The organism is Gordonia amicalis (assembly GCF_022059885.1).
GTDB classification, from domain to species: Bacteria; Actinomycetota; Actinomycetes; order Mycobacteriales; family Mycobacteriaceae; genus Gordonia; species Gordonia amicalis.
The window spans coordinates 500,337-526,131 of record NZ_CP091855.1 but is presented as its reverse complement, the minus strand read 5'-3'; the positions used below and the strand labels follow the sequence as shown (position 1 = coordinate 526,131).

Annotated in this window: 20 protein-coding genes and 4 pseudogenes; 13 read left to right on the top strand and 11 right to left on the bottom strand. The window is 67.7% G+C overall.

All coding sequences use genetic code 11. From position 1 onward, the window contains the following. Positions 1 to 18 precede the first annotated feature (18 nt). The 6 genes from IHQ52_RS02455 to leuA all read right to left on the bottom strand — a co-directional run bounded on the left by IHQ52_RS02455 (position 19) and on the right by leuA (position 5,492). Positions 19 to 1,038, bottom strand: a complete 1,020-nt coding sequence (locus tag IHQ52_RS02455) for an LLM class flavin-dependent oxidoreductase (RefSeq protein ID WP_238064050.1) — start codon at positions 1,036 to 1,038, stop codon at positions 19 to 21. 124 nt (positions 1,039 to 1,162) lie between these two features. Beyond that, entirely contained in the window at positions 1,163 to 1,309 is a 147-nt protein-coding gene (locus IHQ52_RS02450) for a hypothetical protein (RefSeq protein ID WP_238064049.1), read from the bottom strand. A 51-nt stretch (positions 1,310 to 1,360) separates the two neighbouring features. Continuing rightward, positions 1,361 to 2,017, bottom strand: a complete 657-nt coding sequence (locus IHQ52_RS02445) for a hypothetical protein (RefSeq protein WP_238064048.1) — start codon at positions 2,015 to 2,017, stop codon at positions 1,361 to 1,363. Between the two features lie 144 nt (positions 2,018 to 2,161). Then, entirely contained in the window at positions 2,162 to 2,743 is a 582-nt protein-coding gene (locus IHQ52_RS02440; protein ID WP_006435133.1) for a TetR/AcrR family transcriptional regulator, read from the bottom strand. Positions 2,744 to 2,884: 141 nt separating this feature from the next. Then, a complete protein-coding gene (locus tag IHQ52_RS02435; protein ID WP_006435132.1) occupies positions 2,885 to 3,475 on the bottom strand; it encodes a TetR/AcrR family transcriptional regulator in 591 nt (196 codons plus the stop codon). A 166-nt stretch (positions 3,476 to 3,641) separates the two neighbouring features. Next, entirely contained in the window at positions 3,642 to 5,492 is a 1,851-nt protein-coding gene (leuA, locus tag IHQ52_RS02430; RefSeq protein WP_006435131.1) for a 2-isopropylmalate synthase, read from the bottom strand. Positions 5,493 to 5,850: 358 nt separating this feature from the next. Between leuA and IHQ52_RS02425 the strand changes: the two genes are divergently transcribed. Next, positions 5,851 to 7,296 (top strand): MFS transporter, encoded by a 1,446-nt coding sequence (locus tag IHQ52_RS02425; RefSeq protein WP_159405422.1) that lies wholly within the window; start codon positions 5,851 to 5,853, stop codon positions 7,294 to 7,296. Positions 7,297 to 7,403: 107 nt separating this feature from the next. Here IHQ52_RS02425 and IHQ52_RS02420 read toward each other — a convergent pair whose 3' ends face one another. Together IHQ52_RS02420 and IHQ52_RS02415 are read right to left on the bottom strand one after the other, a co-directional pair. After that, positions 7,404 to 7,982, bottom strand: coding sequence for a nitroreductase family protein (locus tag IHQ52_RS02420; protein ID WP_159405421.1), 579 nt, complete (start codon positions 7,980 to 7,982; stop codon positions 7,404 to 7,406). Further along, the gene (locus tag IHQ52_RS02415; RefSeq protein ID WP_159405420.1) at positions 7,970 to 9,550 is read right to left on the bottom strand and encodes an MFS transporter; all 1,581 of its coding nucleotides are present in this window, start codon (positions 9,548 to 9,550) and stop codon (positions 7,970 to 7,972) included. Before IHQ52_RS02415 ends, IHQ52_RS02420 begins: the two co-directional genes overlap by 13 nt. A 286-nt stretch (positions 9,551 to 9,836) precedes the next feature. Between IHQ52_RS02415 and IHQ52_RS02410 the strand changes: the two genes are divergently transcribed. Further along, on the top strand, positions 9,837 to 10,508 hold the full coding sequence (locus tag IHQ52_RS02410; RefSeq protein ID WP_040004553.1) for a TetR/AcrR family transcriptional regulator: 672 nt from the start codon (positions 9,837 to 9,839) through the stop codon (positions 10,506 to 10,508). 25 nt (positions 10,509 to 10,533) lie between these two features. On the opposite strand, the gene IHQ52_RS02405 is transcribed toward IHQ52_RS02410, so the two are convergent. Then, positions 10,534 to 11,877 (bottom strand): hypothetical protein, encoded by a 1,344-nt coding sequence (locus IHQ52_RS02405; protein ID WP_238064047.1) that lies wholly within the window; start codon positions 11,875 to 11,877, stop codon positions 10,534 to 10,536. Positions 11,878 to 12,044: 167 nt separating this feature from the next. On the opposite strand from IHQ52_RS02405, the gene IHQ52_RS02400 reads away from it, so the two are divergent. Further along, positions 12,045 to 13,310 (top strand): aspartate kinase, encoded by a 1,266-nt coding sequence (locus tag IHQ52_RS02400; RefSeq protein ID WP_006435125.1) that lies wholly within the window; start codon positions 12,045 to 12,047, stop codon positions 13,308 to 13,310. A 2-nt stretch (positions 13,311 to 13,312) separates the two neighbouring features. After that, positions 13,313 to 14,338, top strand: coding sequence for an aspartate-semialdehyde dehydrogenase (locus tag IHQ52_RS02395; protein WP_006435124.1), 1,026 nt, complete (start codon positions 13,313 to 13,315; stop codon positions 14,336 to 14,338). A 23-nt stretch (positions 14,339 to 14,361) separates the two neighbouring features. Here the strand turns inward: IHQ52_RS02395 and IHQ52_RS02390 are convergent, their stop codons facing one another. After that, on the bottom strand, positions 14,362 to 15,078 hold the full coding sequence (locus IHQ52_RS02390; RefSeq protein ID WP_006435123.1) for a FadR/GntR family transcriptional regulator: 717 nt from the start codon (positions 15,076 to 15,078) through the stop codon (positions 14,362 to 14,364). Positions 15,079 to 15,203: 125 nt separating this feature from the next. On the opposite strand from IHQ52_RS02390, the gene IHQ52_RS02385 reads away from it, so the two are divergent. The 7 genes and pseudogenes from IHQ52_RS02385 (at position 15,204) to IHQ52_RS02355 (ending at position 21,851) form a co-directional block, all read left to right on the top strand. Beyond that, positions 15,204 to 15,707: a gluconokinase gene (locus tag IHQ52_RS02385; protein ID WP_006435122.1), complete on the top strand. Its 504-nt coding sequence runs from the start codon at positions 15,204 to 15,206 to the stop codon at positions 15,705 to 15,707. Positions 15,708 to 15,709: 2 nt separating this feature from the next. Beyond that, a pseudogene (locus IHQ52_RS02380) lies at positions 15,710 to 17,105 on the top strand (GntP family permease). A gap of 135 nt (positions 17,106 to 17,240) precedes the next feature. Next, positions 17,241 to 18,448, top strand: a pseudogene (locus tag IHQ52_RS02375) (hypothetical protein); the annotation flags it as partial. Positions 18,449 to 18,561: 113 nt separating this feature from the next. Continuing rightward, on the top strand, positions 18,562 to 19,848 hold the full coding sequence (locus IHQ52_RS02370; RefSeq protein ID WP_238064046.1) for a lipase family protein: 1,287 nt from the start codon (positions 18,562 to 18,564) through the stop codon (positions 19,846 to 19,848). 302 nt (positions 19,849 to 20,150) lie between these two features. Further along, the gene (locus tag IHQ52_RS02365; RefSeq protein WP_006435118.1) at positions 20,151 to 20,840 is read left to right on the top strand and encodes a hypothetical protein; all 690 of its coding nucleotides are present in this window, start codon (positions 20,151 to 20,153) and stop codon (positions 20,838 to 20,840) included. Positions 20,841 to 21,001: 161 nt separating this feature from the next. Next, positions 21,002 to 21,244, top strand: a pseudogene (locus IHQ52_RS02360) (OsmC family protein); the annotation flags it as partial. 131 nt (positions 21,245 to 21,375) lie between these two features. Beyond that, positions 21,376 to 21,851: pseudogene (locus IHQ52_RS02355) on the top strand (Dps family protein). Positions 21,852 to 21,975: 124 nt separating this feature from the next. Here IHQ52_RS02355 and IHQ52_RS02350 read toward each other — a convergent pair. Continuing rightward, a complete protein-coding gene (locus tag IHQ52_RS02350) occupies positions 21,976 to 22,572 on the bottom strand; it encodes a hypothetical protein (protein ID WP_006435115.1) in 597 nt (198 codons plus the stop codon). A 208-nt stretch (positions 22,573 to 22,780) separates the two neighbouring features. Here IHQ52_RS02350 and IHQ52_RS02345 point away from each other — a divergent pair, with 208 nt between their 5' ends. Then, positions 22,781 to 24,235, top strand: a complete 1,455-nt coding sequence (locus tag IHQ52_RS02345) for a hypothetical protein (protein WP_006435114.1) — start codon at positions 22,781 to 22,783, stop codon at positions 24,233 to 24,235. 110 nt (positions 24,236 to 24,345) lie between these two features. Beyond that, on the top strand, positions 24,346 to 25,743 hold the full coding sequence (locus IHQ52_RS02340; RefSeq protein WP_006435113.1) for a DUF2252 domain-containing protein: 1,398 nt from the start codon (positions 24,346 to 24,348) through the stop codon (positions 25,741 to 25,743). The last annotated feature ends 52 nt before the right edge of the window (positions 25,744 to 25,795 follow it).

Here is a 25,795-nt window from a genome sequence, read left to right as displayed (position 1 = left end):
GATTCTGCGCAGGGCGGCTCAGCGCCAGCCGAGCGCGGGAGCGACGTGGGTGAGGATCGACTCGAGAACGTGGGTGTTGTACTCGACGCCGAGCTGATTGGGCACGGTCAGCAGCAGGGTGTCGGCCGCCGCGATGGCCTCGTCCTCGCGGAGCTGATCGATGAGCTTGTCCGGCTCGTCGGCGTAACTGCGGCCGAAGCGGGCGACCGTGTTGTCGATGACGCCCACCTGATCCGACTCGGCGCCGCCGCGACCGAAGTACGCGCGGTCACGGTCGTCGACGAGCGCAAAGATGCTGCGGCTCACCGACACCCGCGGCTCGTGCGGGTGTTCGGCGTCGGCCCACGCCTTGCGGAAGCGCTGGATCTGCTCGGCCTGCAACTGGTGGAACGGAACACCGGTGTCCTCGGTGAGCAGCGTCGACGACATCAGGTTCATGCCCTGTTGGGCGGTCCACTCGGCCGTGGCGCGGGTGCCGGCTCCCCACCAGATCCGGTCGCGCAGGCCGGGTGACTGCGGCTCGACCGGCAGGAGGCCGGGTGGGTTCGGGAACATCGGGCGCGGGTTGGGGCGGGCGAAACCGCCACCCTCGATGACGCGGAGGAAGACCTCGGTGTGCTGGCGGGCCATGTCGGCGTCGGTGGAGCCCTCCGGTGGGACATATCCGAAGTACTTGTAGCCCTCGATGACCTGCTCGGGCGATCCGCGGCTGATGCCGAGCTGTAGGCGACCTTCGGCGATGAGGTCGGCTGCACCCGCGTCCTCGGCCATGTACAGCGGGTTCTCGTAGCGCATGTCGATGACGCCGGTGCCGATCTCGATGCGGCTGGTCTTGGCGCCGACCGCGGCCAGCAGCGGGAACGGCGATGCGAGCTGCCGGGCGAAGTGGTGGACACGGAAGTAGGCGCCGTCGACGCCGAGCTCCTCGGCCGCCACCGCGAGGTCGATGGACTGCAGCAGCGTGTCCGATGCCGAGCGGACCTGGGAGCCCGGGGAGTCCGACCAGTGGCCGAACGACAGGAAACCGATCTTCTTCATGGTCGGTAAATGATACCCCGGTCCGTTTTGTTCCCGGACGTTGGCGTGTGTCGGACCCAGGAGTGTCGTGCCGCCGCGAGGGTTGCGCCGGAGTCGGCACAACCCCCGCGACGACCAGTCCGGGTCAGCCGGCTGCGGCGGCCGGGGTGTGGTTCGTGTCCGCGGGAGCGAGTTCGGTGACGGTCCGCGACAACATGATCCGCTCGATCGCCCACAGTGTGGCGAGGGCGATGACCGCGGTGAGCAGAGCCGAGAGGTTGCGCACCGTCATCGAGACATCCATGTTGAGGGTGACGTAGACCGGCCAGCCCGCCCGCAGTTGCTACGCCGCGAATCCGGACGGGACGACGAGGATGGCCAGGGCCATCGCCTTCTTGCCCCAGTAACGCACGGCCACGATCAGGATGGCCGCGGACAGTACCTCGCCGAAGTTCGCGAAGACCCACCACAGCGGGAAGTCGCTGCCCCAGCGCCACGGGTGATCTCCGTAGTAGTCGTACGCCGCAGTGATGACAAAGCCCTCGAGAAGGATGTTGAACACGGCCTGGCCCGCGACGCAGTACCAGAACGTGCGACGGGTAGGGCTCTTCTCGTACATGCGGTAGATCGTGTAGCAGGCCACGCCGGAGAAGAGGACGTAGACGAAGATCGCCCACCACGGGTACGACACGGGTGTTCCTTGCACGTGGAACATGTTGAACGCGAAGTCATTTCCGGGGTAGAAGCGCAGGAAGCCGAGGGCTTCCCAGATCGGTTCGATGGGATTGCACAAGACGCTGCCGAGGATGCAGAACATCAGGAGCGGTGATCGGCGCGCGATCAGCAGGAAGATCGCGTACAGCACCGCGGCCACCGCGATCGCCGCGGAGACGTAGGTGAACCAGTTCGCGAGCTCGGTCGAGATCTCGCGGTTGGGTCGGTCATCGAAGATGTCCTGGCCGTTGGGGGCGGCAAGAACGGACGTCCAATACGCCATCATGAGTGTGAGGCCCTTTCGCTTGACGGGTTCGAGTGGTCTGGGTCACGTCGCAATACGACGTAAGACATTTGGCGTCTAGTGTCTTATTTTGCGGACATGGGTGTGCCGGGGTCGGGAAGGGGGCACAGAACCGGCGTCTGGGCGTCAGGCGCGGGTGAAGCCGGGCACGAGGTGGGCTTCGAGCATCCGGCGGAGTTGCGGCACGGTCACGTCCGCCAGTTCGAGGCGCCCCACCAGGATCATCTCGGTGTAGGACAACCAGGCGCAGGCCTGCGTGATGTCCAGGTCTTCGCGGAACTCACCCTTCGCCACGCCCTCCTCGAGGACGGATTGCCAGAGTTCCTCGGTCAAATCGGTTGCGAGATGCGAGGAGTCGAGCAGGCGCGTACCCAGCAGAGCGGTGTCGCTGGAGATCAAGGAACGCAGGATCGGGTCACGCCGTCCCCGGTCCACCAGTTCGATCATCCCGACCGTCAGCTTGCCGGCGTAGGAGGGCTCGTCGCGGATGATCTCGCGGATCTTCTCGATCAGGGTTCGCGCACGTTTCCCGATGAGGGACAGCACGATCTCGTAGCGGTCCTCGAAGTAGCGGTAGATCGTCGCCCGTGACACCCCGGTCTCACGCGCGATGTCGTCGATCGTCGTTCGGTCCAGCCCATAGTGCTCGATGTGTCGGGCGGCGGCGTCGAGGATCTGATCGCGTGCTTCGGCCCTGTCGGTGCTCAACCGTCGCTGTCGTCTGGCTCTCGGCAAGATCCCTCGCATACTCGAATGACGTTCTTGCACACTAACCGGTGGTCACGGTGGGTCCGACAGGAGGCAGGGTGCGAGACGTGGCACGCATACCTTTACGGCTCGAGGAGCTCCTCAGAGACGGACGTCGGCGCTCGGTTGCCCGTCGACCGTCGTGCGTTCCGCGCGGGACCGGCGAGCTTCGCGCTCGAGCGCCGCGGTGAACTGGTCGGCGGCCCACTTCAGCGCCTCTTTGTCCTGGGGGAGCGTGGTCTGCTCGTAACCGGTCAGCAGGTAGAGCGCCCAGTTCGCGTATCGGTGGGCGGCGACGCGGTCGTCGAGGAGTTCGAGGGCCGCGTCGTAGCGAGCTCTGTCGGCGGCTTCCTGGACCTTGCAGACCTCCGGATCCATCGCGGCCCACGTTCGGATCGCGGACTCCGCGTCGTGAGGGAGGCCGAGGGCACTCTGGACGAGATCGTCGACGCGGCGTGACATGTCCGGTTCGGTCCGGGCGGCCGCCAACTCGGCCTCGGTGCGCGAGTCGTACCAGTGCGTGATGACCTGGCTGGTGTAGTCCGACCAGTTCTTGAAGAAGTGGTAGAAGGAACCGCTGGTGACCCCGAGCCGCTTGCAGACCTCGGCGAGCTTGAGTGCGCTGTAGCCCGAATCCGCGAGAACGGCGAGGCCCGTCTCCAGATACAACTCTCGCGTCGTGGTGGCTGCCATGTCGCTACCGTATTCCACGCCGAGCTGATCGGTCGTATGGGTCAGATGTCCGGTTTCGTCGATCCGACGCCGAGCGGATACGCCGATGGGCCGGGACCGGAGACGAAACGCTTGCCTCGGGTCCCGGCCCATCAGCCGGATTCTGTCTTCGACGAGGGTCTGCGACCTACGGTGCCCAGGTCCGCGGCGCTGCCTCGTCCTCGGCCGGCGGCGTCGAGGTGACGCGGTACGCGCGGTTGACCGCGGACACCACGGCACGCAGGCTGGCGGTGGTGATCGACGATGCCACGCCGACACCCCAGACGGTTTCGCCGTTGACCTCGGTCTCGACGTACGCGGCGGCGCTGGCGTCGCCGCCGGCGGTCAGGGCGTGCTCGCTGTAGTCCAGGACCCGGACCTCATAGCCGACGGTGCCCAGGGCATCGACGAAGGCGGCCAGCGGCCCGTTGCCCGCACCGGTGATCTCGCGCTCGTTGCCCTCGACCTTCACGACCGCGGTGATGTGGTCCTCGCCGCCGTCGACCTCGGCCGCGTCGACCTTCTGCCGGATGCGCTCCAGCGGCCAGACCGGGTGCAGGTAGTTCTGCGCGAAGACGTCCCACATCTCCTTGGGATTGACCTCGCCGCCCTCGCCGTCGGTGATCTTCTGGATCTCGCGGCTGAACTCGATCTGCAGGCGACGCGGCAGGTTCATGCCGTGGTCGGCCTTCATGATGTAGGCGACGCCGCCCTTGCCGGACTGGCTGTTCACGCGGATGACGGCCTCGTAGCTGCGGCCGACGTCCTTGGGGTCGATCGGCAGATACGGTACGGCCCAGACGATGTCGTCGACGTCGGAGTCGGCGTCGTCGGCGTCGAACTTCATCTGGTCGAGGCCCTTGTTGATGGCGTCCTGGTGGCTTCCGGAGAAGGCGGTGAACACCAGATCACCACCGTAGGGGTGGCGCTCGGGGACGTTGAGCTGGTTGCAGTACTCGACGGTGCGACGGATCTCGTCGATGTCGGAGAAGCTGATCTGCGGGTCGACGCCCCGGCTGAACATGTTCATGCCCAGGGTCACCAGGCACACGTTCCCGGTGCGCTCACCGTTGCCGAACAGGCAGCCCTCGATGCGGTCGGCGCCGGCCTGGTAGCCCAGTTCGGCTGCGGCGACACCGGTTCCGCGGTCGTTGTGGGGGTGCAGGCTCAGGATGATCGAGTCGCGGCGAGCCAGGTTGCGGTGCATCCACTCGATCGAGTCGGCGTAGACGTTCGGCGTGGCCATCTCGACGGTCGCCGGCAGGTTGATGATCATCGGCCGCTCGGGGGTGGGGGCGATGACCTCGGTGACCGCGTCGACGACCTCTTTGGCGAAGCTCAGCTCGGTGCCCGTGTAGGACTCCGGCGAGTACTCGTAACGCCAGTTGGTGTCGGGATACTGCTTCTCGACCTCCAGCACCTTGTGGGCGGCGTCGGTGGCGATCTTGATGATCGCGGGCTTGTCGGCGCGGAAGACCACACGACGCTGCAGCACCGAGGTGGAGTTGTAGAAGTGCACGATGACGTTCGCCGCACCGCGGCAGGCCTCGAAGGTGCGCTCGATCAGTTCCTCGCGGCACTGGGTCAGCACCTGGATGCTGACGTCGTCGGGGATCGCGTTGTCCTCGATGATCTCGCGGACGAAGTCGTAATCGGTCTGGCTGGCCGACGGGAACCCGACCTCGATCTCCTTGTAGCCCATCCGGACCAGGAGGTCGAACATGCGACGCTTGCGCGCCGGGCTCATTGGATCGATCAGGGCCTGGTTTCCGTCACGCAGGTCGACCGCGCACCACAGCGGCGCCTTGGTGATGACCTTGTCGGGCCAGGTACGGTCCGGCAGCGAGATCGTCTCGACCTCGTCGGCGAACTGACGATAGCGATGAACCGGCATCGCGGAGTTGCGCTGCGGATTCCATACGGGCTGGTCGGCGGGAATCGGGCCGGACGGCTCGACGATTCGGCTCGCGCCGGAGGTGAAGGTGTCTGCTGGTGCCATGGTTGGTCATTCTCCGTGTCTGGAAGGAAAGTGACCGGCGCGTGATTGGGCCCCGCGACGGAGGGCCGGTCGTGTCAGACCCCGCCGCGGCAACCGAGAAGGAGTGCACGCTGCATGCGCACGACTGTACTCCTCGGCGTTGACGAGACCAAAGCCGCAGGTGTGGGCGTTTTTCGTGTCCCCCTCTTCGGGGGTGCCGCGGGTCCGACACACCCGTCAGGCTATGATATGCATCACGCACGGCGCTGAGAGTGACGGAAATCATTCCAGCGGCCGAAGGGTGTACGGGCTCCGTGCCCGGTCTTCGACAGAGCCGCTCGACCGCGACTCTGCCGCCTGCACAGAAGGACGACGTCAAGTGACCACGATCCCCGCCGATCCACCACGCGCAGACCTACCGCCCGAACCCCACACCCCGCCTGCGTCGAAGCCCACCAGTCTTCGACGTGTCGCCGCCGCCAGCTCGATCGGCACGACCATCGAGTTCTACGACTTCTTCATCTACGGGACCGCGGCAGCGCTGGTCTTCCCGACGGTGTTCTTCCCGGCGGCCGACGAGGTCACGGGCACGATCGCGTCCTTCGCGACCTTCGCCGTGGCGTTCTTCGCCCGGCCGGTCGGGGCGATGCTCTTCGGGCACTTCGGTGACCGGATCGGCCGCAAGCGCACGCTGGTGTGGACCCTGCTCATCATGGGCCTCGCGACCGTGGCGATGGGACTCCTCCCGGGGTACGAGTCCGGCGTCTTCGGGTTCGCCGAATCGGGGATCGGCATCGGAGCACCCATCGCTCTGGTCGTCCTGCGATTCCTCCAGGGCTTCGCCGTCGGTGGTGAATGGGCCGGCGCGACGCTGCTGACGGCCGAATACGCACCGGCGGGCAAGCGTGGGCTGTACGCGATGTTCCCGCAGCTCGGCCCGGCGTTCGCGTTCTTCCTGTCGAGCCTGACCTTCTTGATCGCCTCGCTGACCCTCGGCGAGACCAGCTCGGCCTTCCTCGACTACGGCTGGCGGATCCCGTTCATCCTGTCGTTCGCCCTCGTCGCCGTCGGCCTCTGGGTTCGGCTCGCGGTCGCGGAGACACCCGTGTTCCGAGATGTGCAGCGTCGCAAGGCACTCGAGGCCGCGGCGTCGGATGGCCCGGCGTCGAACGAACCCGCTCTGCCGTTCCTCGATGCCTTTCGTCACCAGTGGAAAGAGATCCTCATCGCCGGCGGTGCGCTGGCGAGCCTGTTCTCGCTCTTCTACATGGGCACCGCATTCCTCACGAACTACGGCACCAAGAGCCTCGACCTGTCACGCACCTTCGTGTTGAGTGCGGGAATGATCGCCGCGATCGTGTTCGGATTGTCCACCGCCGCGTCGGCCATGTGGTCCGATCGGGTGGGTCGTCGCCGGGTCATCCTGACCTCGTGCGCCATCGCCGTCCCGTGGGCGCTGGTCCTGTTCCCGATCCTCGAGATCGGCGGCGGATTCGCCTTCGTCATCGGCCTGACCGGCACCCTGCTCATCTTCGGAATCGCCTACGGCCCTGCGGGTGCGCTGCTTCCCGAACTGTTCGAGGCGCGCTACCGCTACACCGGTGCGGGGATGGGTTACAACCTCGCCGGCATCTTCGGCGGAGCCATCCCGCCGCTGATCGCCGCGCCACTGATCGCCGGCCCCGGGGCGATCTGGGTGGGTGTCCTGCTCGCCGGCCTGTCGGCGATCAGCGTGGTCTGCACGATCCTGATCGTGGAGACCAAGGACAAGGCCATGCGAGCCGCGACGGAATCGCCCGAGGAGGAACCCTCGCTGGTCGGCTGAACGTGTTCGGGCCGAGACTGATTCGCGGTCCGCAGAACGACGACGTCCCCGTCACGATCACCGATCGCGGCGGGGACGTCGCCGTGAGGGGGCAGATGCCTCACTGGTCACATCTCGAGACCGGTGAATGCCGGGTGGCCCCACCGGCCGGCGAACGCGACCTCGTCGAGCGGGAGTCGGGTCCGGGGACGTTCGTCGCGCTCGCGGATGTCCTCGGGCAACGATGCGGGGTCCTCGACGAGGGCGCCGATCCCCAGCAGGACGAGGGCCCGTATGCCGGCCGGGATGTCGAAGGCGGTGGTCGCGGCCGCGGCGTCGAAGCCGGCCATCGGATGACCGTTGAAGCCGAGCGCCTCGGCCTGCAGGATCATCTGCGACACCGCGAGGCCGACGTCGACGGCCGCATACGTATGTTCCTTCGGATCGTCGGGGCGGTCCGTTGTGCACACCAGGACCAGGGCCGCCGACCGCGGCGCCCATCCGGCGTTGCCGCGGATCAGCACACCGCTGAGGGCCTCGAAGGTCTCGTCACCGCGGCGGCCGACGAGAAACCGGACCGGCTGCATGCGACCCCAGGTGGGTGCCCACCGCCCGGCGTCGACGATGGTCGTGAGGTCCGCCACGGAAATGGTGGCGGCGGGGTCGTAACCTCGCGCGCTCCACCGCCCGTCGATCAGTTCGTGCACTCGGTCGAGGGTAGCGGCGCGGCGACCGCGTCTTCGTCGGTGCCGGTCTGCGCGCCGGCACCCGCGGGAGTGACGGGTTCGCGCATGGCGAAGAACAGCCCGATGCCCAGGAGTGTCAGTGCGATTCCGATGGCGAGCGATGCGGCGTGTATGCCCTCGACGTAGGCCTGGCGGGCCGCGGTCGCGAGACCGTCTCCCTGAGTCCCCATCTCGAGCGCGCGATGCAGCGTCTCGCCGAGGGTGTCGCCGAACGACCATCCGTCGCGATGCCCGCGGAACACGAGCGTCGCGAGTGAACCGAACAGGGCGAGGCCGAGGGCATTGCCGAGTTCGAAGCTGGTCTCCGAGATACCCGACGCCGAGCCCGACCGTTCCGGTGGAACCGCGCCGACGACCACGACCGACACCAGACTGAACTGGATGCCGTAACCGATACCGGCGATCGAGGTGAAGACGAGGTAGACCCAGATCGGCGACGACGTGGTCAGTGCGAGCAGGCCGAAGTTGCCGACGGCGGCCAGCACGATCGAGCCGAGGAAGGCTGTGCGCATGCCGACCATCGATGCGATACGGGAAGCGCCGACCGAGAACACGGCGACCGCAACCGCCATCGGGAGGCCGGCCACCGCGGCGGCCAGGACGTCGTGACCCATCACCGACTGCAGGTAGACGCCGGTCAGATACGACATCCCGCCGAGCGCCATCATGCCGACGAGGGCGACGGTGATCGCGCCGACGTACTGCGCGTTCCGGAACAGCTTCAGGTCGAGCAGCGGGGCTGCGGAGTGGCGTTGCTGGACCACGAAGCCGACGAGCAGTGCCGCGCCCACGAGCCCGATGACGATGACGCCCGGATCGACACCGTCGCTCGCCAGGGTTTTCACCGCGTAGACGACGGGCAGGATGCCGGCCATCGACAACACGACGCCGAGCACGTCGAACCGTGCGGCCGACGGGGCCTTGTACTCGGGGATCAGGCGGGGGCCGAGAACGAGGAGTGCGGCCAGTACCGGCACGTTGATCAGGAAGGCCGAACCCCACCAGAAGTGGTGCAGCAGAACGCCGCCGATGACCGGACCGACGGCAGCGCCGCCGGCGAAGGCGGCGGTCCAGACGCCGATGGCGCGCCCCCGCTCACGATCATCGGAGAACATGTTGGCGATCAACGAGAGACTCGACGGCATCAGCGTCGCCCCGCCGACACCCATGAGGGCGCGCGCGGCGATCAGGATGCCGGCGGTCGGCGCGAACGCGGCCAGGATCGATGCCCCGCCGAACACGGCGGCGCCGGCGAGCAGGATTCGACGGCGGCCGACCCGATCGCCGAGGTTGCCCATGGTGATCAGCAGTCCGGCGATCAGGAAGCCGTAGATGTCGAGGATCCACAGCTGCTCGGCGGCCGACGGTGCGAGCGCGTCGGTGATCGACGGGATCGCGAGGTAGAGGACGGAGACGTCCATCGACACCAGGAACACCGGGAGCGTGAGCACCGCGAGTCCCAACCAGGTACGTCGGTCGGCGGCGCCCGGGGGCTGCTGCCGATTCGACGGGTCGAGGCGGGTGGACACGATGGTTCTCCTTGGGGGGGTTTCGACACGGTGCGTCGCTACGCTCCGTACCGGCTCAACCGGCGGGGGCGCGGTGCGTCGCTGCGCTCCGTACCGGCTCAACCGGCGGGGGCGCGGTGCGTCGCTGCGCTCCGTACCGGCTCAACCGGCGGGGGCGCGGTGCGTCGCTGCGCTCCGTACCGGCTCAACCGGCGGGGGTGCGTACGGTGTACGCGAGACAGGGTACGGGGATGAGTACGCTGTACGCAATCCGTTTGTTCCCGAGCCCGGCCAGGAGGAATCGCAGGTGACGTCCGACACCACCAAGCTGTCGCCGGCGACCATCGTCGACGCCGCGATCCGGGTCGCGGATGCCAACGGACTCACCGGCCTCTCGATGCGGCGGGTCGCCGACGAACTCGGGGTCGGCGCGATGTCGCTGTACCGGCATGTGGCCGACAAGGACGCGCTGCTGCAGGCGATGGCCGAGGAAGTGGGTCAGCGCTACCCCTACCCGGTCGAGACCGCGCCGTCGTGGCGCGAGCGTGTCCGGGTCGCCGTCGACGTCGACTGGGAGCTCTATCAGCGGCACCCCTGGCTGGTGCTCGCCTACGCATCGCCGAGACTCAGTTACGGCGAGGCATCCCTGGAGTGTCTCGACTGGTTGTCCGCCGGCTTCCTCGAACTCGGTGCCGGCATCGAACGTGCCACCGACATGGCGCTGACCGTGTGGAGCTTCATCCACGGCGTCGCACTGATGGCCGTCGGCGACCGATTGCTCAGCGACCAGGGGCAGGAGACGTCGCTGCCCTCGGCTCGCCTGGCCGACGTGTTCGCGGGGAGATCCGACGCCCCGGTGCCTCCGCACCTCGCTCGTCTCGCCGGGCGCGCCGACGCCGCACACCTGCTGGACCCGAGGGCCCGTCTGGACGCCGGAATCGGTTATCTCTGCGCAGGTTTCGAGGCCTCCGCCCGCTGAACCCGGTCAGCCCCGGGGCGTACGGTCACACGGCATGCGGAAACACGGTCAGCATGTGGGCGCCGAACCACGAACTGCCGATCACGATCGGCACGACGATGAGCCCGGCGACCACCGGCCGTGTCCGTGCGAGAGCCATCGCGAGCGGGATGAGCAGAACGAAGGCCGGCAGCAGGAGACGCGGCCGGCTCATCATCAAGCCGCTCGACAACACGATCTGGGCGACGAGCAACGAGCCGAACAGCAACACCGGCCAGGGCAACCGCGCCCAGACCGCCACACCGAGCATCACGAGCGTGCTCAGGACGATCCACGATGTCGCGGTGGTGGCGACCTCGGCGGAATGGACCAGCTGCTCGTTGACGAAGTTGAATGCGGCGACACCCCAGTCGAATTCGGTGTCCCAGCCCTCGGTCTGGATGCGGAACCAGCCCGTCGGTGAACCGGTGTGCGCCCACACGACGCCCAGGTAGGCGAGGTAGCCGAGCGGGCTGATGACGACGGCGGCGGCGGCGCGCACCCGCGCTGCCGGCGTGACGTCGGCGCTGTTCCGGCTGGTCCACAGAAAGACGATCGCGGCGACGATCACGACACCGATGAGGACCGCCGCCGTCGGACGGCAGAGACCGCAGAGTCCGGCCATGATGCCGGCGAGCAACCAGCGCCGCTCCAGGATTCCGATGAGTGCCCACGTCGCGAGGGCGCAGAACATCGCCTCGGTGTAGGCCATGTTGAGCACGATCGACATCGGGGTGGCGGCGAACAGCACCACCAGAAAGAGTCCGGTCGCGCACTCGGGTGCGGGACCCACCGGGGAGCGTCTCGACATGAGCCGCGCGCAGACCGTGCCCAGCCGTGCCGCGCCGACCGCGGCGATGCATCCGAGAACGAGATTCAGGGTCAGAGCCGCACCGAACGGCGTCAGCCCGGGCAGCTTCGCCAGCCACCCGACCAGATACGGATAGCCGGGAAAGAAGGCGTAGGCGGTGTCGGACGTGTGGACACCGCGCGCATCGGTCAGGCTCGCGGGAACGCCGTCGTATCCGTGGGTGGCGATCGCGAGCATCCACTGCCCGTCCCACACCGTGAGGGCCTTGCCGAGGGTGGTGTCCCGCAGGTCCGCGAATCGCGCGAGGGTGAGGATGCCGATCGCGCGAATGACGAGGTATACGACGAGGGCGTCGAGACACCAGCGATGCCGGCGCGCCCAGCCCGCGAACGGGGGTCTCGGGTCGGCGGCGCGTCGTGCCGCCACCGGGTCCGCCGACCCATCGGGAGGGATGGGCCGGCTGTCGGCGCGGTCTCCGCCCGTCACCGAATCGGGGTCGGGACGACGGCCCGGCTCGTCGACGTCGGTTGGGATGGCCACCCGAAGAATCCTAGGTCGTCGGCGGCGAGCACAGGCGGCGCGCGGTGTGCGTCGGATCACATCGAGCAGGTGACCAGGTCAGAGCGTCGCACAGCTGCCCGGTAAGGTTGTCCGAGCAAGCTGACGTCTATCGAACCGGCGCACGAGCCGGCGGGAGGTAACTCGACGTGGCCCTCGTGGTGCAGAAGTACGGCGGATCCTCGGTCGCAACGGCCGAACGCATCCGTCGCGTTGCCGAGCGCATCGTCGAGACGAAGAAACAGGGCAACGACGTCGTTGTCGTCGTCTCGGCGATGGGCGACACCACCGACGAACTACTCGACCTCGCCCAGCAGGTCAATCCGGCGCCGCCGGCGAGGGAGATGGACATGCTCCTCACCTCGGGCGAGCGCATCTCCAACGCACTCGTGGCGATGGCCATCAGTTCCCTTGGCGCACACGCACAGTCGTTCACCGGCTCGCAGGCCGGCGTGATCACGACGAGCAGCCACGGCAAGGCCAAGATCATCGACGTCACGCCGGGCCGGGTCCGCAGCGCACTCGACGACGGCAAGATCGTGCTGGTCGCCGGGTTCCAGGGTGTTTCGCAGGACACCAAGGACATCACCACGCTCGGCCGCGGCGGTTCCGACACCACCGCCGTCGCGCTGGCGGCGGCCCTCAACGCCGACGTCTGCGAGATCTACACCGACGTCGACGGCGTGTACTCCGCCGACCCGCGCATCGTCCCCGACGCCCGCCGCCTCGACAAGGTCTCCTTCGAGGAGATGCTCGAGCTCGCGGCCTGTGGCGCGAAGGTCCTGATGCTGCGGTGCGTGGAGTACGCCCGCCGGTACAACGTTCCCGTTCACGTGCGCTCGTCGTACTCGACCAAACCCGGCACCGTGGTGACCGGATCGATGGAGGACATTCCCGTGGAAGAAGCCATTCTCACCGGCGTCGCACACGATCGCAGCGAGGCCAAGATCACCGTCGTGGGTCTCGACGACAAGCCGGGCTACGCCGCCAAGGTGTTCCGGGCCGTCGCCGACGCCGAGATCAACATCGACATGGTGTTGCAGAACGTCTCGAAGGTCGACACCGGCAAGACCGACATCACCTTCACCCTGCCGCGCGAGCTCGGCCCGCTGGGCGTCGAGAAGCTCACCAAGCTGCAGCAGGAGATCGGGTTCACCGATCTGCTGTACGACGATCACATCGGCAAGGTCTCGCTCGTCGGTGCCGGCATGAAGTCGCACCCGGGCGTCACCGCGACCTTCTGTGAGGCGCTCAGCGAGGCCGGCGTGAACATCGAACTGATCTCCACCTCGGAGATCCGTATCTCGGTGCTGTGCCGCGACACCGAACTCGACGACGCCGTGCGCGCCCTGCATGCGGCCTTCGATCTCGGCGGCGAAGAAGAAGCCGTCGTCTACGCCGGAACGGGCCGATAACCGTGGGTGCACGTATCGGAGTCGTCGGCGCGACCGGTCAGGTCGGCGCCGTCATGCGAACCCTGCTGGCGGAGCGCAACTTCCCGGCCGACGAGGTGCGCTTCTTCGCCTCGCCCCGGTCGGCGGGCAAGAAACTTCCCTGGGGCGACGGGGAGATCGTGGTGGAGGATGCGGCGACCGCAGACCCCGCCGGTCTCGACATCGCCCTGTTCTCCGCGGGTGCCACGATGTCCCGTGAGCAGGCACCGCGTTTCGCTGCTGCCGGCGTCACGGTGATCGACAACTCGTCGGCGTGGCGCAAGGATCCCGATGTGCCGCTGGTGGTCTCGGAGGTCAACGGCGAACTGGCGAAGAACCCGCCCAAGGGCATCATCGCCAACCCCAACTGCACCACGATGGCCGCGATGCCGGTGCTCAAGCCGCTGCACGACGAAGCCGGACTGCAGCGCCTCATCATCTCCAGCTATCAGGCGGTCTCCGGCAGCGGTCTGGCCGGTGTCGAGGAACTCGCCACCCAGGTGCGCGCGGTGGCCGGCGAGGCCGAGAAGCTCGTCCACGACGGCTCGGCCGTGAACTTCCCGGCACCGAACAAGTACGTCGCGCCCATCGCATTCAACGTTGTGGCACTTGCGGGTTCGCTCGTCGACGACGGCTCCGGCGAGACCGACGAGGATCAGAAGCTGCGCAACGAATCGCGCAAGATCCTCGGTCTGCCGGAACTTCTCGTGAGTGGCACCTGTGTGCGCGTGCCGGTCTTCACCGGACACTCGCTGTCGATCAACGCCGAATTCGCGAACCCGTTGTCGGTGGCCCGTGCCCAGGAGATCCTCGGCGCCGCAGCCGGTGTGGAGCTGGCCGACGTGCCGACGCCGCTCGCGGCCGCCGGCAAGGACGTCTCGCTCGTGGGTCGCATCCGTCAGGACCCGGGTGCCCCCGAAGGTCGCGGTCTCGCATTGTTCGTCTCGGGTGACAACCTGCGAAAAGGCGCTGCCCTCAACACGATTCAGATCGCCGAACTGCTGGTCTGAGCGGCCTTCGAGGCTCGCTCCGCTCACGCCTCAGGCGACGAAGGGGCGACGGCCGCTGCCGCCTCGGTGATGATCTCGCGCATCGACGCCTCCGCGGCCTTCGGGTCGCGGAGGCGTATTGCTCGTGCCACGTCGTCGTGCAGTGCGATCGCGGCCGGGTTGGGCGACGTCGGCATCATTCCGTGATGGGTGCGTCCGGCGAGCACCTCGCCGACGACGTCGGCCAGGGATCGGAACATCTCGTTGCCGCTCGCCTCCAGCAAGGTGCGGTGAAAGACCTTGTCGGCCAGTAGGTATGACTCCAGGTCGCCGGTGCGGCCGTGAACAGACATGTCCGACACCGCGGCTGCGAGGATGCGGCACTGTTGTTCGTTCGCGCGTTCGGCGGCCAGCGCGGCCGCCACGGGCTCGAATCCGCGTCGTAGTTCCGACAGGGTGGCGAGGAAGTCCGACCGGTCCGCGCCGTCGAGACGCCACCGGATCAGCCGCGGGTCGAAGACACTCCAGCGCGTCCGTGGCTGGATGGTGATGCCGACGCGACGTCGTGACTCGACGAGTCCCATCGATTCGAGGACCTTGATCACCTCGCGGGCCACGGTTCGGGATACCCCATGGTCGGTGCAGATGGCGTCGAGCGTCAGGACGCTGCCGGCGGGGTGCGCTCCCGAGACGATGCGCCGACCGATGGCGGCGAGGATCTCGTCGTGGCGCTCGGTGGTCCCACGTGTGCTCTGACTCACTTTTTCATCTTCTCATTAGCGGCCGCGACCGCCAATCAGCGTACTTATTGTTTTCGAGACTTGCATAAGTATGACTATTGCGGCAGTCTCCGTGATCATCAGCACAGCGATGTGGAGGAGTTGGCATGAGATCACCGGTGGTCGTCATGGGGGTCTCGGGGTCGGGTAAGTCGACGGTGGGAGCCGCCTTGGCGCAGCGTCTGCGTGTGCCGTTCGCTGATGCCGACGACTTCCACTCGGCGGAGAACATCGCCAAGATGTCCGCCGGGCAACCGCTCGACGACGACGACCGCCGACCCTGGCTCGAGTCCATCGGCGTCTGGCTGGCCGAGCACGGTGACGGCGGCGTGATGAGCTGCTCGGCGCTCAAGCTCGAGTACCGCGACCGTCTTCGCGGACATGAGCCGTCGGTGCTCTTCGCGCACCTGGCCGGCTCGGTCGAGGTCATCGCGCGCCGGCAGGCATCGCGTCCGGGCCACTTCATGCCGTCGGCGCTCCTCGCCTCCCAGTTCGACACTCTCGAACCCCTGACCTCCGATGAACGCGGACTGACCGTCGACGTCGACCAGAGCGTGGACGCCATCGTCGACGAACTCGTTGCCTCACTCCCCAACGGCGAGGAGAACTGAACATGTTGTCCATAAGCACGATTCTTGCCGCCGGTGCGGATCTGCCCGAGCCCGTCGCGGCGGGCTGGCAACTCGTCGTCGCGGCGCTGGCCGGCATCGCCGTCATCGTCGTCGCGATCACGGTCGCCAAGGTGCATCCGTTTCTCGCCCTGGTCGGTGGCGGCGCCACCGTCGGCATCGTCGCGGGGGGAGTCGATCCCGACTGTCCTGGAATCATTCACCACCGGATTCGGTTCGACCGCAGCCGGTGTCGGCATCCTCATCGCACTCGGCGCGATGTTCGCGAAACTCCTGGCCGACTCCGGCGGAGCGGACGAGATCGTGGACACGATTGTCGGGCACGCCTCACCGCGGATGCTGCCGTGGGCGATGGCCCTCGTCGGCGCCATCATCGGACTGCCGATGTTCTTCGAGATCGGTCTCGTGCTCCTGATGCCGGTGATCTATCTCGTCGCCCGGCGGTCCGGTCTGGGCCTGATCCCCATCGGCATCCCCGCGCTCGCCGGCCTCTCGGCCATGCATGGCTTCGTTCCGCCGCATCCGGGCCCGCTCGTCGCGATCGACGCCCTCGGTGCCGACCTCGGCCTGACGCTCGCTCTCGGTGTGGGCGTCGCCATCCCGACGATCATCGTCTCGGGTCCGCTGTTCGCCACCGTCGCCGGGAAGTGGGTGACGGTCGAGGCGCCGCACACCTTCGACATCGACCCTGATGACGGTCCGACGACCAAGCGGCCGTCCTTCGGGATCACCATGTTCAGCGTCTTGCTGCCCGTCGTCCTGATGCTGGGCAAGGCGCTCGCCGAGATCTTCATCTCCGACGAAGACCAACCCGTGCGGAGGATTCTCGACATCCTCGGTACCCCGCTGATCGCACTGCTGATCGCCGTCATCGTCGCGATGTTCACGCTGGGCCGCGGCTCGGGGATGGACCGCGAGACGATCTCGAAGTGCGCCGGTGCGGCATTGCCCGCCATCGCCGGCATCCTGTTGATCGTCTCCGCCGGTGGCGGTTTCAAGCAGGTCCTCGTCGACACCGGCATCGGCACGCTGCTGGCGGACTGGGCCACCGGCGCGAACATTCCGGTACTGGTCCTCGCCTGGGTCCTTGCCGCGCTGATCCGTCTGGCCACCGGGTCGGCGACCGTCGCGACCATCACCGCGTCCTCGCTGATGCTCGGCCTCGTGGACGGATTGAGCTCGGGCGAGGTCTCCCTGGTTGTCCTCGCGATCGGTGCCGGCTCGGTCTTCCTGTCCCACGTCAACGACGCCGGTTTCTGGTTGGTGAAGGAGTACTTCGGCATGACCGTCGGCCAGACCTTCAAGACCTGGTCGATGATGGAGACCCTTCTCTCGGTCAGCGGCCTGGTCGTCGTGCTGGCGCTGGGGCTGGTGATCTGACGGAGCCGACCGCGCCGCTCGGAAAAGCGCCCCGGTGAACCGCCCCTGGAATGCGCCCTCAGCAGCCGGGTCGTCGACATATTGTCGTCGAATGCCTCTGGAGGGCGGATCCCCGGGGCGGTTCTGCGGTAGCTTGGTGGGGCCTGCGCGGCGACCTTCGTCGGCCGCGACGGGATGCCGGTCGCGCTGTGCACGCAGTTCGTGGCGACCTCGCCGCCGGCGTGGCGGCGCCGACCGTTGTTCTGTTCGATCCCCGTACGGCGCAACCGTTGGCGTCGAGGCAACTGACCAAAGGTGGACTGCTCGGCGGGGTCTACGGCTACCTCGACTACCGCGACCGGGTCGTCGTCGCAGATGGGTCCGGGTCGATTCTGCGTGTCGCACACCGAAAGACGGTCACCGGCTGGCAAGTCCAGGTCGATGACCGCGTCGATGTCTCGGCCCACATCCCGACCGGCGACACGATCACCGGTCTCGCACCGGATTTCGACGGACGCGTCTGGTTTGCGACGACCCGCGGCGTCGTGGGGACGGTGGATGAGGACAAGCGCGTTCACTCGACGCGACTGCCGCGGGGCGAGGAACTCGGCAACGGACTGTCGATCCGACGATCGGGGGCGTCGATCCTGACGACGCACGCCCTGTACGAGATGCGCGCGGAACGCGGTGCCGCGCCGCGGATCGTGTGGCGTCGATCGTACGACCGCGGCCCTGCACGCAAACCCGGCCAGCTGACCTGGGGATCGGGGACCACCCCCACGTACTTCGGCCCGGGCGGTGACGGCTGGGTGGCGATCGTCGACAACGCGGACCGGCCGGACCTCCGGGTGTTCCGCAGTGACGACGGGTCCGAGGTGTGCCGGATCCGGGCCTTCGACCGTTCGGGGCCGGGTACCGAGAACTCACCGATGGCCTGGGGCAACTCTGTCGTCATCCCCAGCACGTACGGATACCAGTATCCGCCGATGGCGGTGACCGGTCCGGCGGTTCCCGCGGACGCCCCCTTCACCGGTGGCGCGACCCGAATCGACGTCGACGAGAACGGGTGCCGGCGCGTGTGGGAGAACTCCGACCGGATCGCGACGCTGCCGAGGCTCTCGCGCGCGGACGGCCTCATCCATGCGCTCGGCTACGGTCCGTGGGCTCCGAGCCGGCCGCAACAGCTCGGTCCGGTCGCTTACGTCGCGACGGATTTCGCGACCGGACTCCGTGTCGAGATCCGACAAGTCGGGAATGCGCCCGCCGACGAACCGCTCGAACTCACCGGCACCATCACCGCGGACGGAGCTCTGTGGCAGGCGACGGTCGGGCGGATGCTCAAGATCGTGCCGGCCGGCCGCTGACGGTCGCGGACGGCCAGGTCACCGAGGTGTCGTGATCAAGGGTCACTCACAACACGCCCCGGAAGCCGACCCGGTCACCTGACTCCACTTACTGTGGGGTAGGTTACTCGCCCATGAAGCTGAAGTTGGGTATGAGCATCGGGTCACGCCGCAGGTCACGCCTGCGAACGGCCGCGATAGCGGGGGTGGCGGCCGCATGCGCGGCCGCGTTGATCAGTCCGGCGTCGGACGCGAGTGCGGCCGACTTCTACACGCCGCCGTCGTCCTTCGCCACCGAGCCCGGCTCGGTGATCCGGAGCCAGGAGATCCCGTTGCTCCTGCAGATCCCCGGCGCGCCCGGACAGTGGCCGGGCACGGCCCGCAAGGTCATGTACACCTCGACCTACCAGGACGGCACCCCCGCGGCCGTGACCGGAACCGTCGTCGAGCCGACCGCGCCGTGGCGTGGGAAGGGGCCGCGGCCGACCGTCGTCGTCGGCCCGGGCACCATCGGCCAAGGTGACCAGTGCGCGGCGTCGAAGATGATGACCCTGCCGGTGTCGATCGACATCACCAAACCCAGTATCGGCGTCAACTACACCGCGCCGGAGACGTACTACATGCTGCTCAACGGCGTTCGGGTGTTCGTCACCGACTACATCGGCATGGGCACCCCGGGTATCCACACCTACGTCAACCGGTCCGAGACCGGCCACGCCATGCTCGACGGTGCCCGCGCGGCGTTGCGCGCCTCCGGGGCCCCGGCCGATGCGCCGGTCGGGTTCGCCGGGTACTCGCAGGGCGGGGGCGCCGCTGCGTCCGCCGCCGAACTCGCCGCGACCTACGCGCCGGAACTGAACGTCCGTGCCAGTTACGCCGGTGCGCCGCCGGCCGACCTGGAGAAGGTCATCCCGGCCATCGACGGCAGCACCATCGCCGGGGCCATCGGATTCGCCATCAACGGCCTCACCCAGCGGTACCCGGAGGTCGCCGACGTGGTGCACAGGGAGACCAACGCGTCCGGAAAGGCTGCGCTGCGGCAGATCTCGACGAGCTGCATCGGTGACATCATCCCGGCGTACGGATTCCAGCGGACGCAGAACTGGACACGCACCGGCGAGACGCTCTCCGCGGTCATCGCGCGATCGCCCGGAGTGCAGAAGGTCGTCGGCGAACAGCGCATCGGCCGCCTCAAGCCGAACGCGCCGGTGTTCCTCGAGGGCGGCCTCCACGACGACGTGATCCCATACGGCCAGGTCGCGCAGCTCGCCGCGGACTGGCGCGCACAGGGCGCCGACGTCCGGTTCGTGACGAACCCGACGCCGCCGATCCTGACCAAGTCGATCGTCAACCACGTTGTCCCCATGCTGGGCACCTTCCTGCCCGGTATGGAGTTCGTCCTCGGCGAGTTCCAGAAGTAGACCCGGGGAGCAGAACCACTCGAACCGCAGACAGGGCCCGCCGGCCCTTCGAGACGCGTCCTCCGCAAGCTCCGGACGCTCCTCAGGGGGCGGGGGCGCGGGCCCTGTCGTCTCGGGACGCTCCTCAGGGGGCGGGGGGCGCGGGCCTGTCTCGGGACGCTCCTCAGGGGGTGCCGGGGCGCGGGCCCTGTCTGTCTCCGGACGCTCCTCAGGGGGCGGGACGCGGGCCCTGTCTGTCTCCGGACGCTCCTCAGGGGCCCGGGACCTGTCGGTACCCGACGCCCGGATGGCAGGATCGAGGAATGAACGATCCGCACGGGCCGGGGGGAGGTGCGAACGGGGATCCCCATGATCGAGACCCCGAACGCATCCCGAGCCAGGCAGAACTCGACGCCGAGGACCTCGCCGAGCTGGAACGGTCGTCGCGTGACCACGACCAGGCCTCGCTCTATCCGCCGCGGCCGGCCGATCCGGGCCGCCCGCCGGTGGCGCTGGTCCTCCACGCCCGCGTGGTCTGGTGGGCCGCGGCGGTCATCGGGTCGATCCTGGCGGTCTACGGCTTCTTCAACCTCAGCACCATCACCGACGACCTGCGGCTCCGTCTGCTCGAGGGGGTCGTGTCCGACCCGGCCAACTCCGCCCCCGAGGACCAGATCGATACACTGGCCGGCTTCTTCCCGCCGTTCATGCTGGTGATGATCGTGGTGGTGCTGGTGATCGAGTATCTGCTCCTGGTGGCAGCGGCCACCCACCACAGCCGTCATTGCCGCAACTTCTTCCTCGCCGCGGTGGTGGTTCATCTCCTCTGTATCCCCGTCGGCGTCGACCTGCTCTTCCGTTATCCGGACATCACGTCCACGATGGTCGTCCTCAGCTACGTGCAGTTCGCCCTGCTGGTGATCGCCGCGCTCTTCACGCTGCGTCGGTCGGTGAACACGTGGCTGCCCGAATCCACGAGGATGAAGCCGACCCGTATGCTGCGCGGCCGCTGAACGTCGGCGCCGTCACGCCCGCGCCGACTTTGTCAGGCCCGCCACCTGCCGGTTTGGTCGGAATGATCCCGGGTACTGGTCTGTTGGACAGAACGTTGGTTCTACGGCCGACCCTGTCTGATCGCGACTCACCCGAAGACCCGAACTCAGGAGGATCTCCGATGGCAATCGAGCCGGTGTACACCATTTCGTCCAAGGCGTCCGGTGGTGGACGTGACGGTGAGGTGGTTTCGGCGACGGGTCGGATCGACCTCTCCCTCCGGCCGCCGAAGGAAATGGGTGGCAGCGGCGACGGCAGCAATCCGGAAGAACTCTTCTCGGCCGGGTACGCGGCATGTTTTCTGGGTGCCCTCCGCGCCACGTCGAAGGCGGCCGGTAGCCCGGTGCCCGACGAGTCCACCGTCTAATTCGAGGGGTCACACGGCGGCAACCGGTCCCCGTTCGTTTTCCCTCCCAGCGGGACGTCTCTACCCACCGGGGCATCGAGACCGGCTCCGGAGCAGCGCAGATATGACAAGAAAGGAAGTTCTTGATCATGACCACCACTCCCATCACCAGCACTCTCACCGAAGAGCAGCAGTCCGTGGCCGGAAAGGCCCTGCAGGACACCCTCGTCGACCTGATCGACCTCAGTCTGACGCGAAGCAGGCCCACTGGAACGTCGTGGGCAAGCAGTTCCGATCGGTGCACCTCGATCTCGACGAACTGGTCACCGTGGCGCGTGAGTTCACCGACTCGGCGGCCGAGCGTGCCACCGCGATCGGCGTCAGTCCCGACGGGCGCGCCGAAACCGTGGCGAAGACCGCGAACACCAAGGGATTCGGCGAAGGCTGGACCAAGGACTCGGATGTCGTCGACGCCATCGTCGCCAACCTCAAGGCGGTCGTCGCGGGACTCCGCGAGCGCATCGACGCCACCGAGGAGGCCGACCCGGTGACCCAGGATCTGCTCATCTCGTTCGCGTCGAAACTCGAACAGCTGCACTGGATGTGGCAGGCACAGGTCGCCTGACCAGCAGAACACCCCGTTGATCGGGGCCTCTCACAGCGACGAACCCCGCCGGTCTCACCGGCGGGGTTCGTCGTATTCCGATGTCGTCGTGGATGTTCGGAAGGCTCGGGATCCATGGTCGGCGTCAGTCGCCGGCCGGTTCGGTGGCCTTCTTCTCGATGGTCTTCTTCTCGACGACGTTCTTCGCGGCGGACTCGTGGTCGGTGGTCGTGGTGTCGGTGCCTGCTGTGTTCGTGACGGCGACGTGTGAGCCGGCGTCGTCGTCGACCGCGTAGGAATCGCGGAAGGAGACACGAGGAGTCGACGCCGAGTGGTAAAGGGCGATGCCGGCGAAGACGAGTGCGGCCAGCCCGAAGATCGCGGACGCGGCGATCGTGACGACGTGGACGGCCGTGGCGTACACCCCGTCGATCGGACCGGTCGCGACGGCGCCCGCCGCGGCGAGGGCCGCGCCCAGCAGGGCCCAGACCGCCGAGCGAATCCACGGCGCCACCACCGAGGCGTAGAAGAGGCGCTGGTAGATGGTGAGCGAGAACTCGTCCACTGCGGCCAGACGAACCTCGTCAGCGCCTGCGAGGTCGCGCAGTTCGCGTGCCAGTGCCGTCTGTCTCTGGAGGGTCGCGGACTCCCGTTCCCGGTACCGCACGAACGCGGCGGCACCGAACGCCGACGCGAGAAGACCCAACCCGACCATGACTCCCCAATAGTCCACGGCACACACGCTACAACGCCGTCCGTCACCGCTCGTGAACCAGGTCACATGGTGCGACGGTCGGCACCGGTCACAGCGGTGCGGTCGAGTACCGGTGCGCGCGAGGAGTCGATGGGACCGGTCGTCGCTGATACGTTGGGCGACCGTCTAGCCATCGCGGTCACGAAACGTCCGACCCCTCGGGTCGAGCGGAACCGAGAACGGGAGGAATGCACTGGTGACGATCAGATTGATCGGCGCGACGATCGTGTGCGTGATGCTCGGGCTGTTCATCAGCGCATCTGCGGGGCAAGCGGGAACGAACGACGTCGTCGCGTTCGCTGACCCACAACCGGGGGTCGCCGTCCTGTCCGGCGCGGAACCCGAGGCGGTCCTCGTCAGCCGCGAGTTGTACTCCCGATCCGCCGAGGCGATCCTGCTCGCACCGGGTGCACTCGCCGACCCCGAGACACGGAATCGCGTCGGGGAGACCGCAGGTGACAAGCACGTGCCGGTGCTCACCGTGACCCCGCAGACGGCGGACGACGTCGACGACGAGCTGGGGCGTCTCGGTGCGCAACGGGTGGTGCGACTCGGCGAGGTCGAAGGGCTCGAGGGTCGTCGGCCCGCGATCGATCTCGGGGACCTGCGAGGCAACCGGCCGCGAGACGGGGACGAACCGATCGTGATGGTCTCCCGGGACACCCCTGTCGATGCCACGCTGACCGCTCGTTCCGGAGCGCGCGTCGTCGAGGTGCCGTTCCCCGACCCGCGCGCGAACACGCCTGCCGTGGCCGCTCTGACCGGTGCTTCGTCGCAGACCCCGATCCGAGCGGTCGGAGCCGGCTTCGGCGACACCGAGGACTTCGCGGCACGGGTCGACCAGGCGCGGCGAACGCCGGAACTCCCCGGCGGTGGACAGGTCGTGTTCCCGGGCAGGCGGATGGTCGCGCTCTACGGTTCCCCCGACGCGCCGGCCCTGGGTCCGCTCGGCCGGCAGGGGATCGAGGCGTCGATCGAACGCGTCCGGCGTCTCGCGGCCGACTATCAGCGGGTCAGTGCCGAGCCGGTCGTCCCCGCGTTCGAGATCATCGCGACCGTCGCATCGTCGGAACCGGGCGAGGGCTCCAACTACACGAGCATGATCGACCCCGCGACGTTGCGGCCGTGGGTCGAGGCGGCCGGACGTGCCGGTGTCTACGTGACTCTCGACCTCCAGCCCGGACGTATGGACTTCCTGACCCAGGCCCAGAAGTATGCGGAGCTCCTGGCCCTGCCGCATGTCGGGCTGGCGCTCGACCCGGAGTGGCGCCTCAAGCCGGATCAGGTACACCTGAAGCAGATCGGGTCCGTCGAGGCCGCCGAGGTGAATCGCACCTCGGCGTGGCTCGCGGGAATGGTGCGTGAGCGAGGACTGCCACAGAAGCTCTTCGTGCTGCACCAGTTCGACGCCGGCATGCTCGGTCAGCGGAAGAACATCGTCACCGACCGAGAGGAACTCCAGGTGGTCCTGCACGCCGACGGGCACGGGACACCGCCGGTCAAGATGGAGACCTGGCGCAGATTGCTCGGTGATCTTCCCGCGGGGGTGTGGATGGGCTGGAAGAATTTCTACACGGAGGACAAGCCGACGTTCTCGCCGGCGACGACCATGGCGGTCGCGCCGACACCCTGGTTCGTCTCGTACCAGTAGCGCGCCGGGAGGCCTGCCACCTCCGGGCTCCGACCGGCGCCCGGGACACGCGACCCCGCGCCACGAGGTTCCAGAACGCGACGGGACGCACCCGACAGGGAGGAACCCCGGTGACCACGACTCCGGCCGACCCGCAGTCCCAGCGGCATCCCGTCCCGACCGCCGCCGATCTGGCCGCGTGTCCGACACCGGGGGAGCGATCCGACCCGCTGGCGATCCTCGCCAGACAGTCGCTGAACAGGGTGCCCGAACTCATCCCCGTCCGGCACGCGCGGATGGCGGCGACGCCGTTCACGTTCTATCGCGGCGCGGCGGCAGTCATGGCCGACGATCTCTCGCGAACCCCGGACACCGGAATCATCACGCAGCTCTGCGGGGATGCCCACCTGAGCAATCTGGGCCTGTTCTTCAGTCCGGAGCGTCGAATGGTCTTCGACCTGAACGATTTCGACGAGACCCACATCGGTCCCTTCGAATGGGACGTGAAACGGCTGGCGGCGAGTTTCACGATCGCAGGTCGCAACAACGGATTCGACGACACGACCAACCGGACGATCGCCAAGACCGTGGCGAAGACCTACCGTCGGACGATCAAACGCAGTGTCTCGCTGACCACTCTCGAATGTTGGTACGCCGGAATCGATGTCGACTCTCTGGTCGCGGAACTGGGAGACCGGCTGGACACCTCGGTGACGGAGCGGACGCAGAAGGCGCTACGCAAGGCCCGGCACCGGAACAGTGCCCAGGCCCTGGCCAAACTCTGCGAGATCGACCCGGACGGCACGGCACACATCCGCAGCGATCCGCCGCTGCTGGTGCCACTGAAAGAGCGCTTCTCCAGTGAGAACGCCGCCGTGGTCGAGGAACGTGTCCGAGAGCGGGTCGACAACTACCGGGCGACACTGCCGTTGCATGTGCAGGCGTTGCTCGCCCAGTTCTCGCTCGTCGACATCGCCTTCAAGGTCGTCGGAGTGGGGAGCGTCGGGACCCGGGCGTGGATCGTGCTGATGATGGGCAAGAACCTCGAGGATCCGCTCTTCCTCCAGGTGAAGGAGGCTCAGCGGTCGGTCCTCGCCGATTACGTCCCGACCTCGGGATTCGACAACCAGGGCCAGCGCGTCGTCGAGGGCCAGCGTCTCCTGCAGGCGGCGAGCGACCTCTTTCTGGGCTGGTCGACGGGGCTCGACGAGAACGGCGAGCGACGTGACTTCTACGTGCGCCAGCTCCGCGACGGGAAGGGGTCGGTCGTCGTCGAGGCGCTCGAACCCGACGCGATGAAACTCTATGCGCGCCTGTGCGGGACGGCGCTCGCCCAGGCGCACGCCAGGACGTCGACTCGCTTCGACATCGCACGATATCTCTCCGAGACAAAGGGTTTCGCGGATGCCGTGGCGGAGTTCTCGATCGCCTACGCAGATCTCAACGACGCCGATCATACCCAGATGACGGCGGCGATCAGCCGCGGCGAGCTGAGTGTGCACGACCTCACCGCGGCGGGAAAGAGCTGACGCACCGGGCTGTGGTACACAGACGACGGAGCGAACCGACCGCCGAGAACCG

Coding starts and splice junctions, on each gene's coding strand:
- IHQ52_RS02435 (WP_006435132.1), bottom strand. CDS start 3,475: ATGGCAGCCACCACGACGCGAGAGTTGTATCTGGAGACGGGCCTCGCC.
- IHQ52_RS02455 (WP_238064050.1), bottom strand. CDS start 1,038: ATGAAGAAGATCGGTTTCCTGTCGTTCGGCCACTGGTCGGACTCCCCG.
- IHQ52_RS02445 (WP_238064048.1), bottom strand. CDS start 2,017: ATGATGGCGTATTGGACGTCCGTTCTTGCCGCCCCCAACGGCCAGGAC.
- IHQ52_RS02365 (WP_006435118.1), top strand. CDS start 20,151: ATGAACGATCCGCACGGGCCGGGGGGAGGTGCGAACGGGGATCCCCAT.
- IHQ52_RS02450 (WP_238064049.1), bottom strand. CDS start 1,309: ATGACGGTGCGCAACCTCTCGGCTCTGCTCACCGCGGTCATCGCCCTC.
- IHQ52_RS02370 (WP_238064046.1), top strand. CDS start 18,562: ATGAAGCTGAAGTTGGGTATGAGCATCGGGTCACGCCGCAGGTCACGC.
- leuA (WP_006435131.1), bottom strand. CDS start 5,492: ATGGCACCAGCAGACACCTTCACCTCCGGCGCGAGCCGAATCGTCGAG.
- IHQ52_RS02385 (WP_006435122.1), top strand. CDS start 15,204: ATGAGATCACCGGTGGTCGTCATGGGGGTCTCGGGGTCGGGTAAGTCG.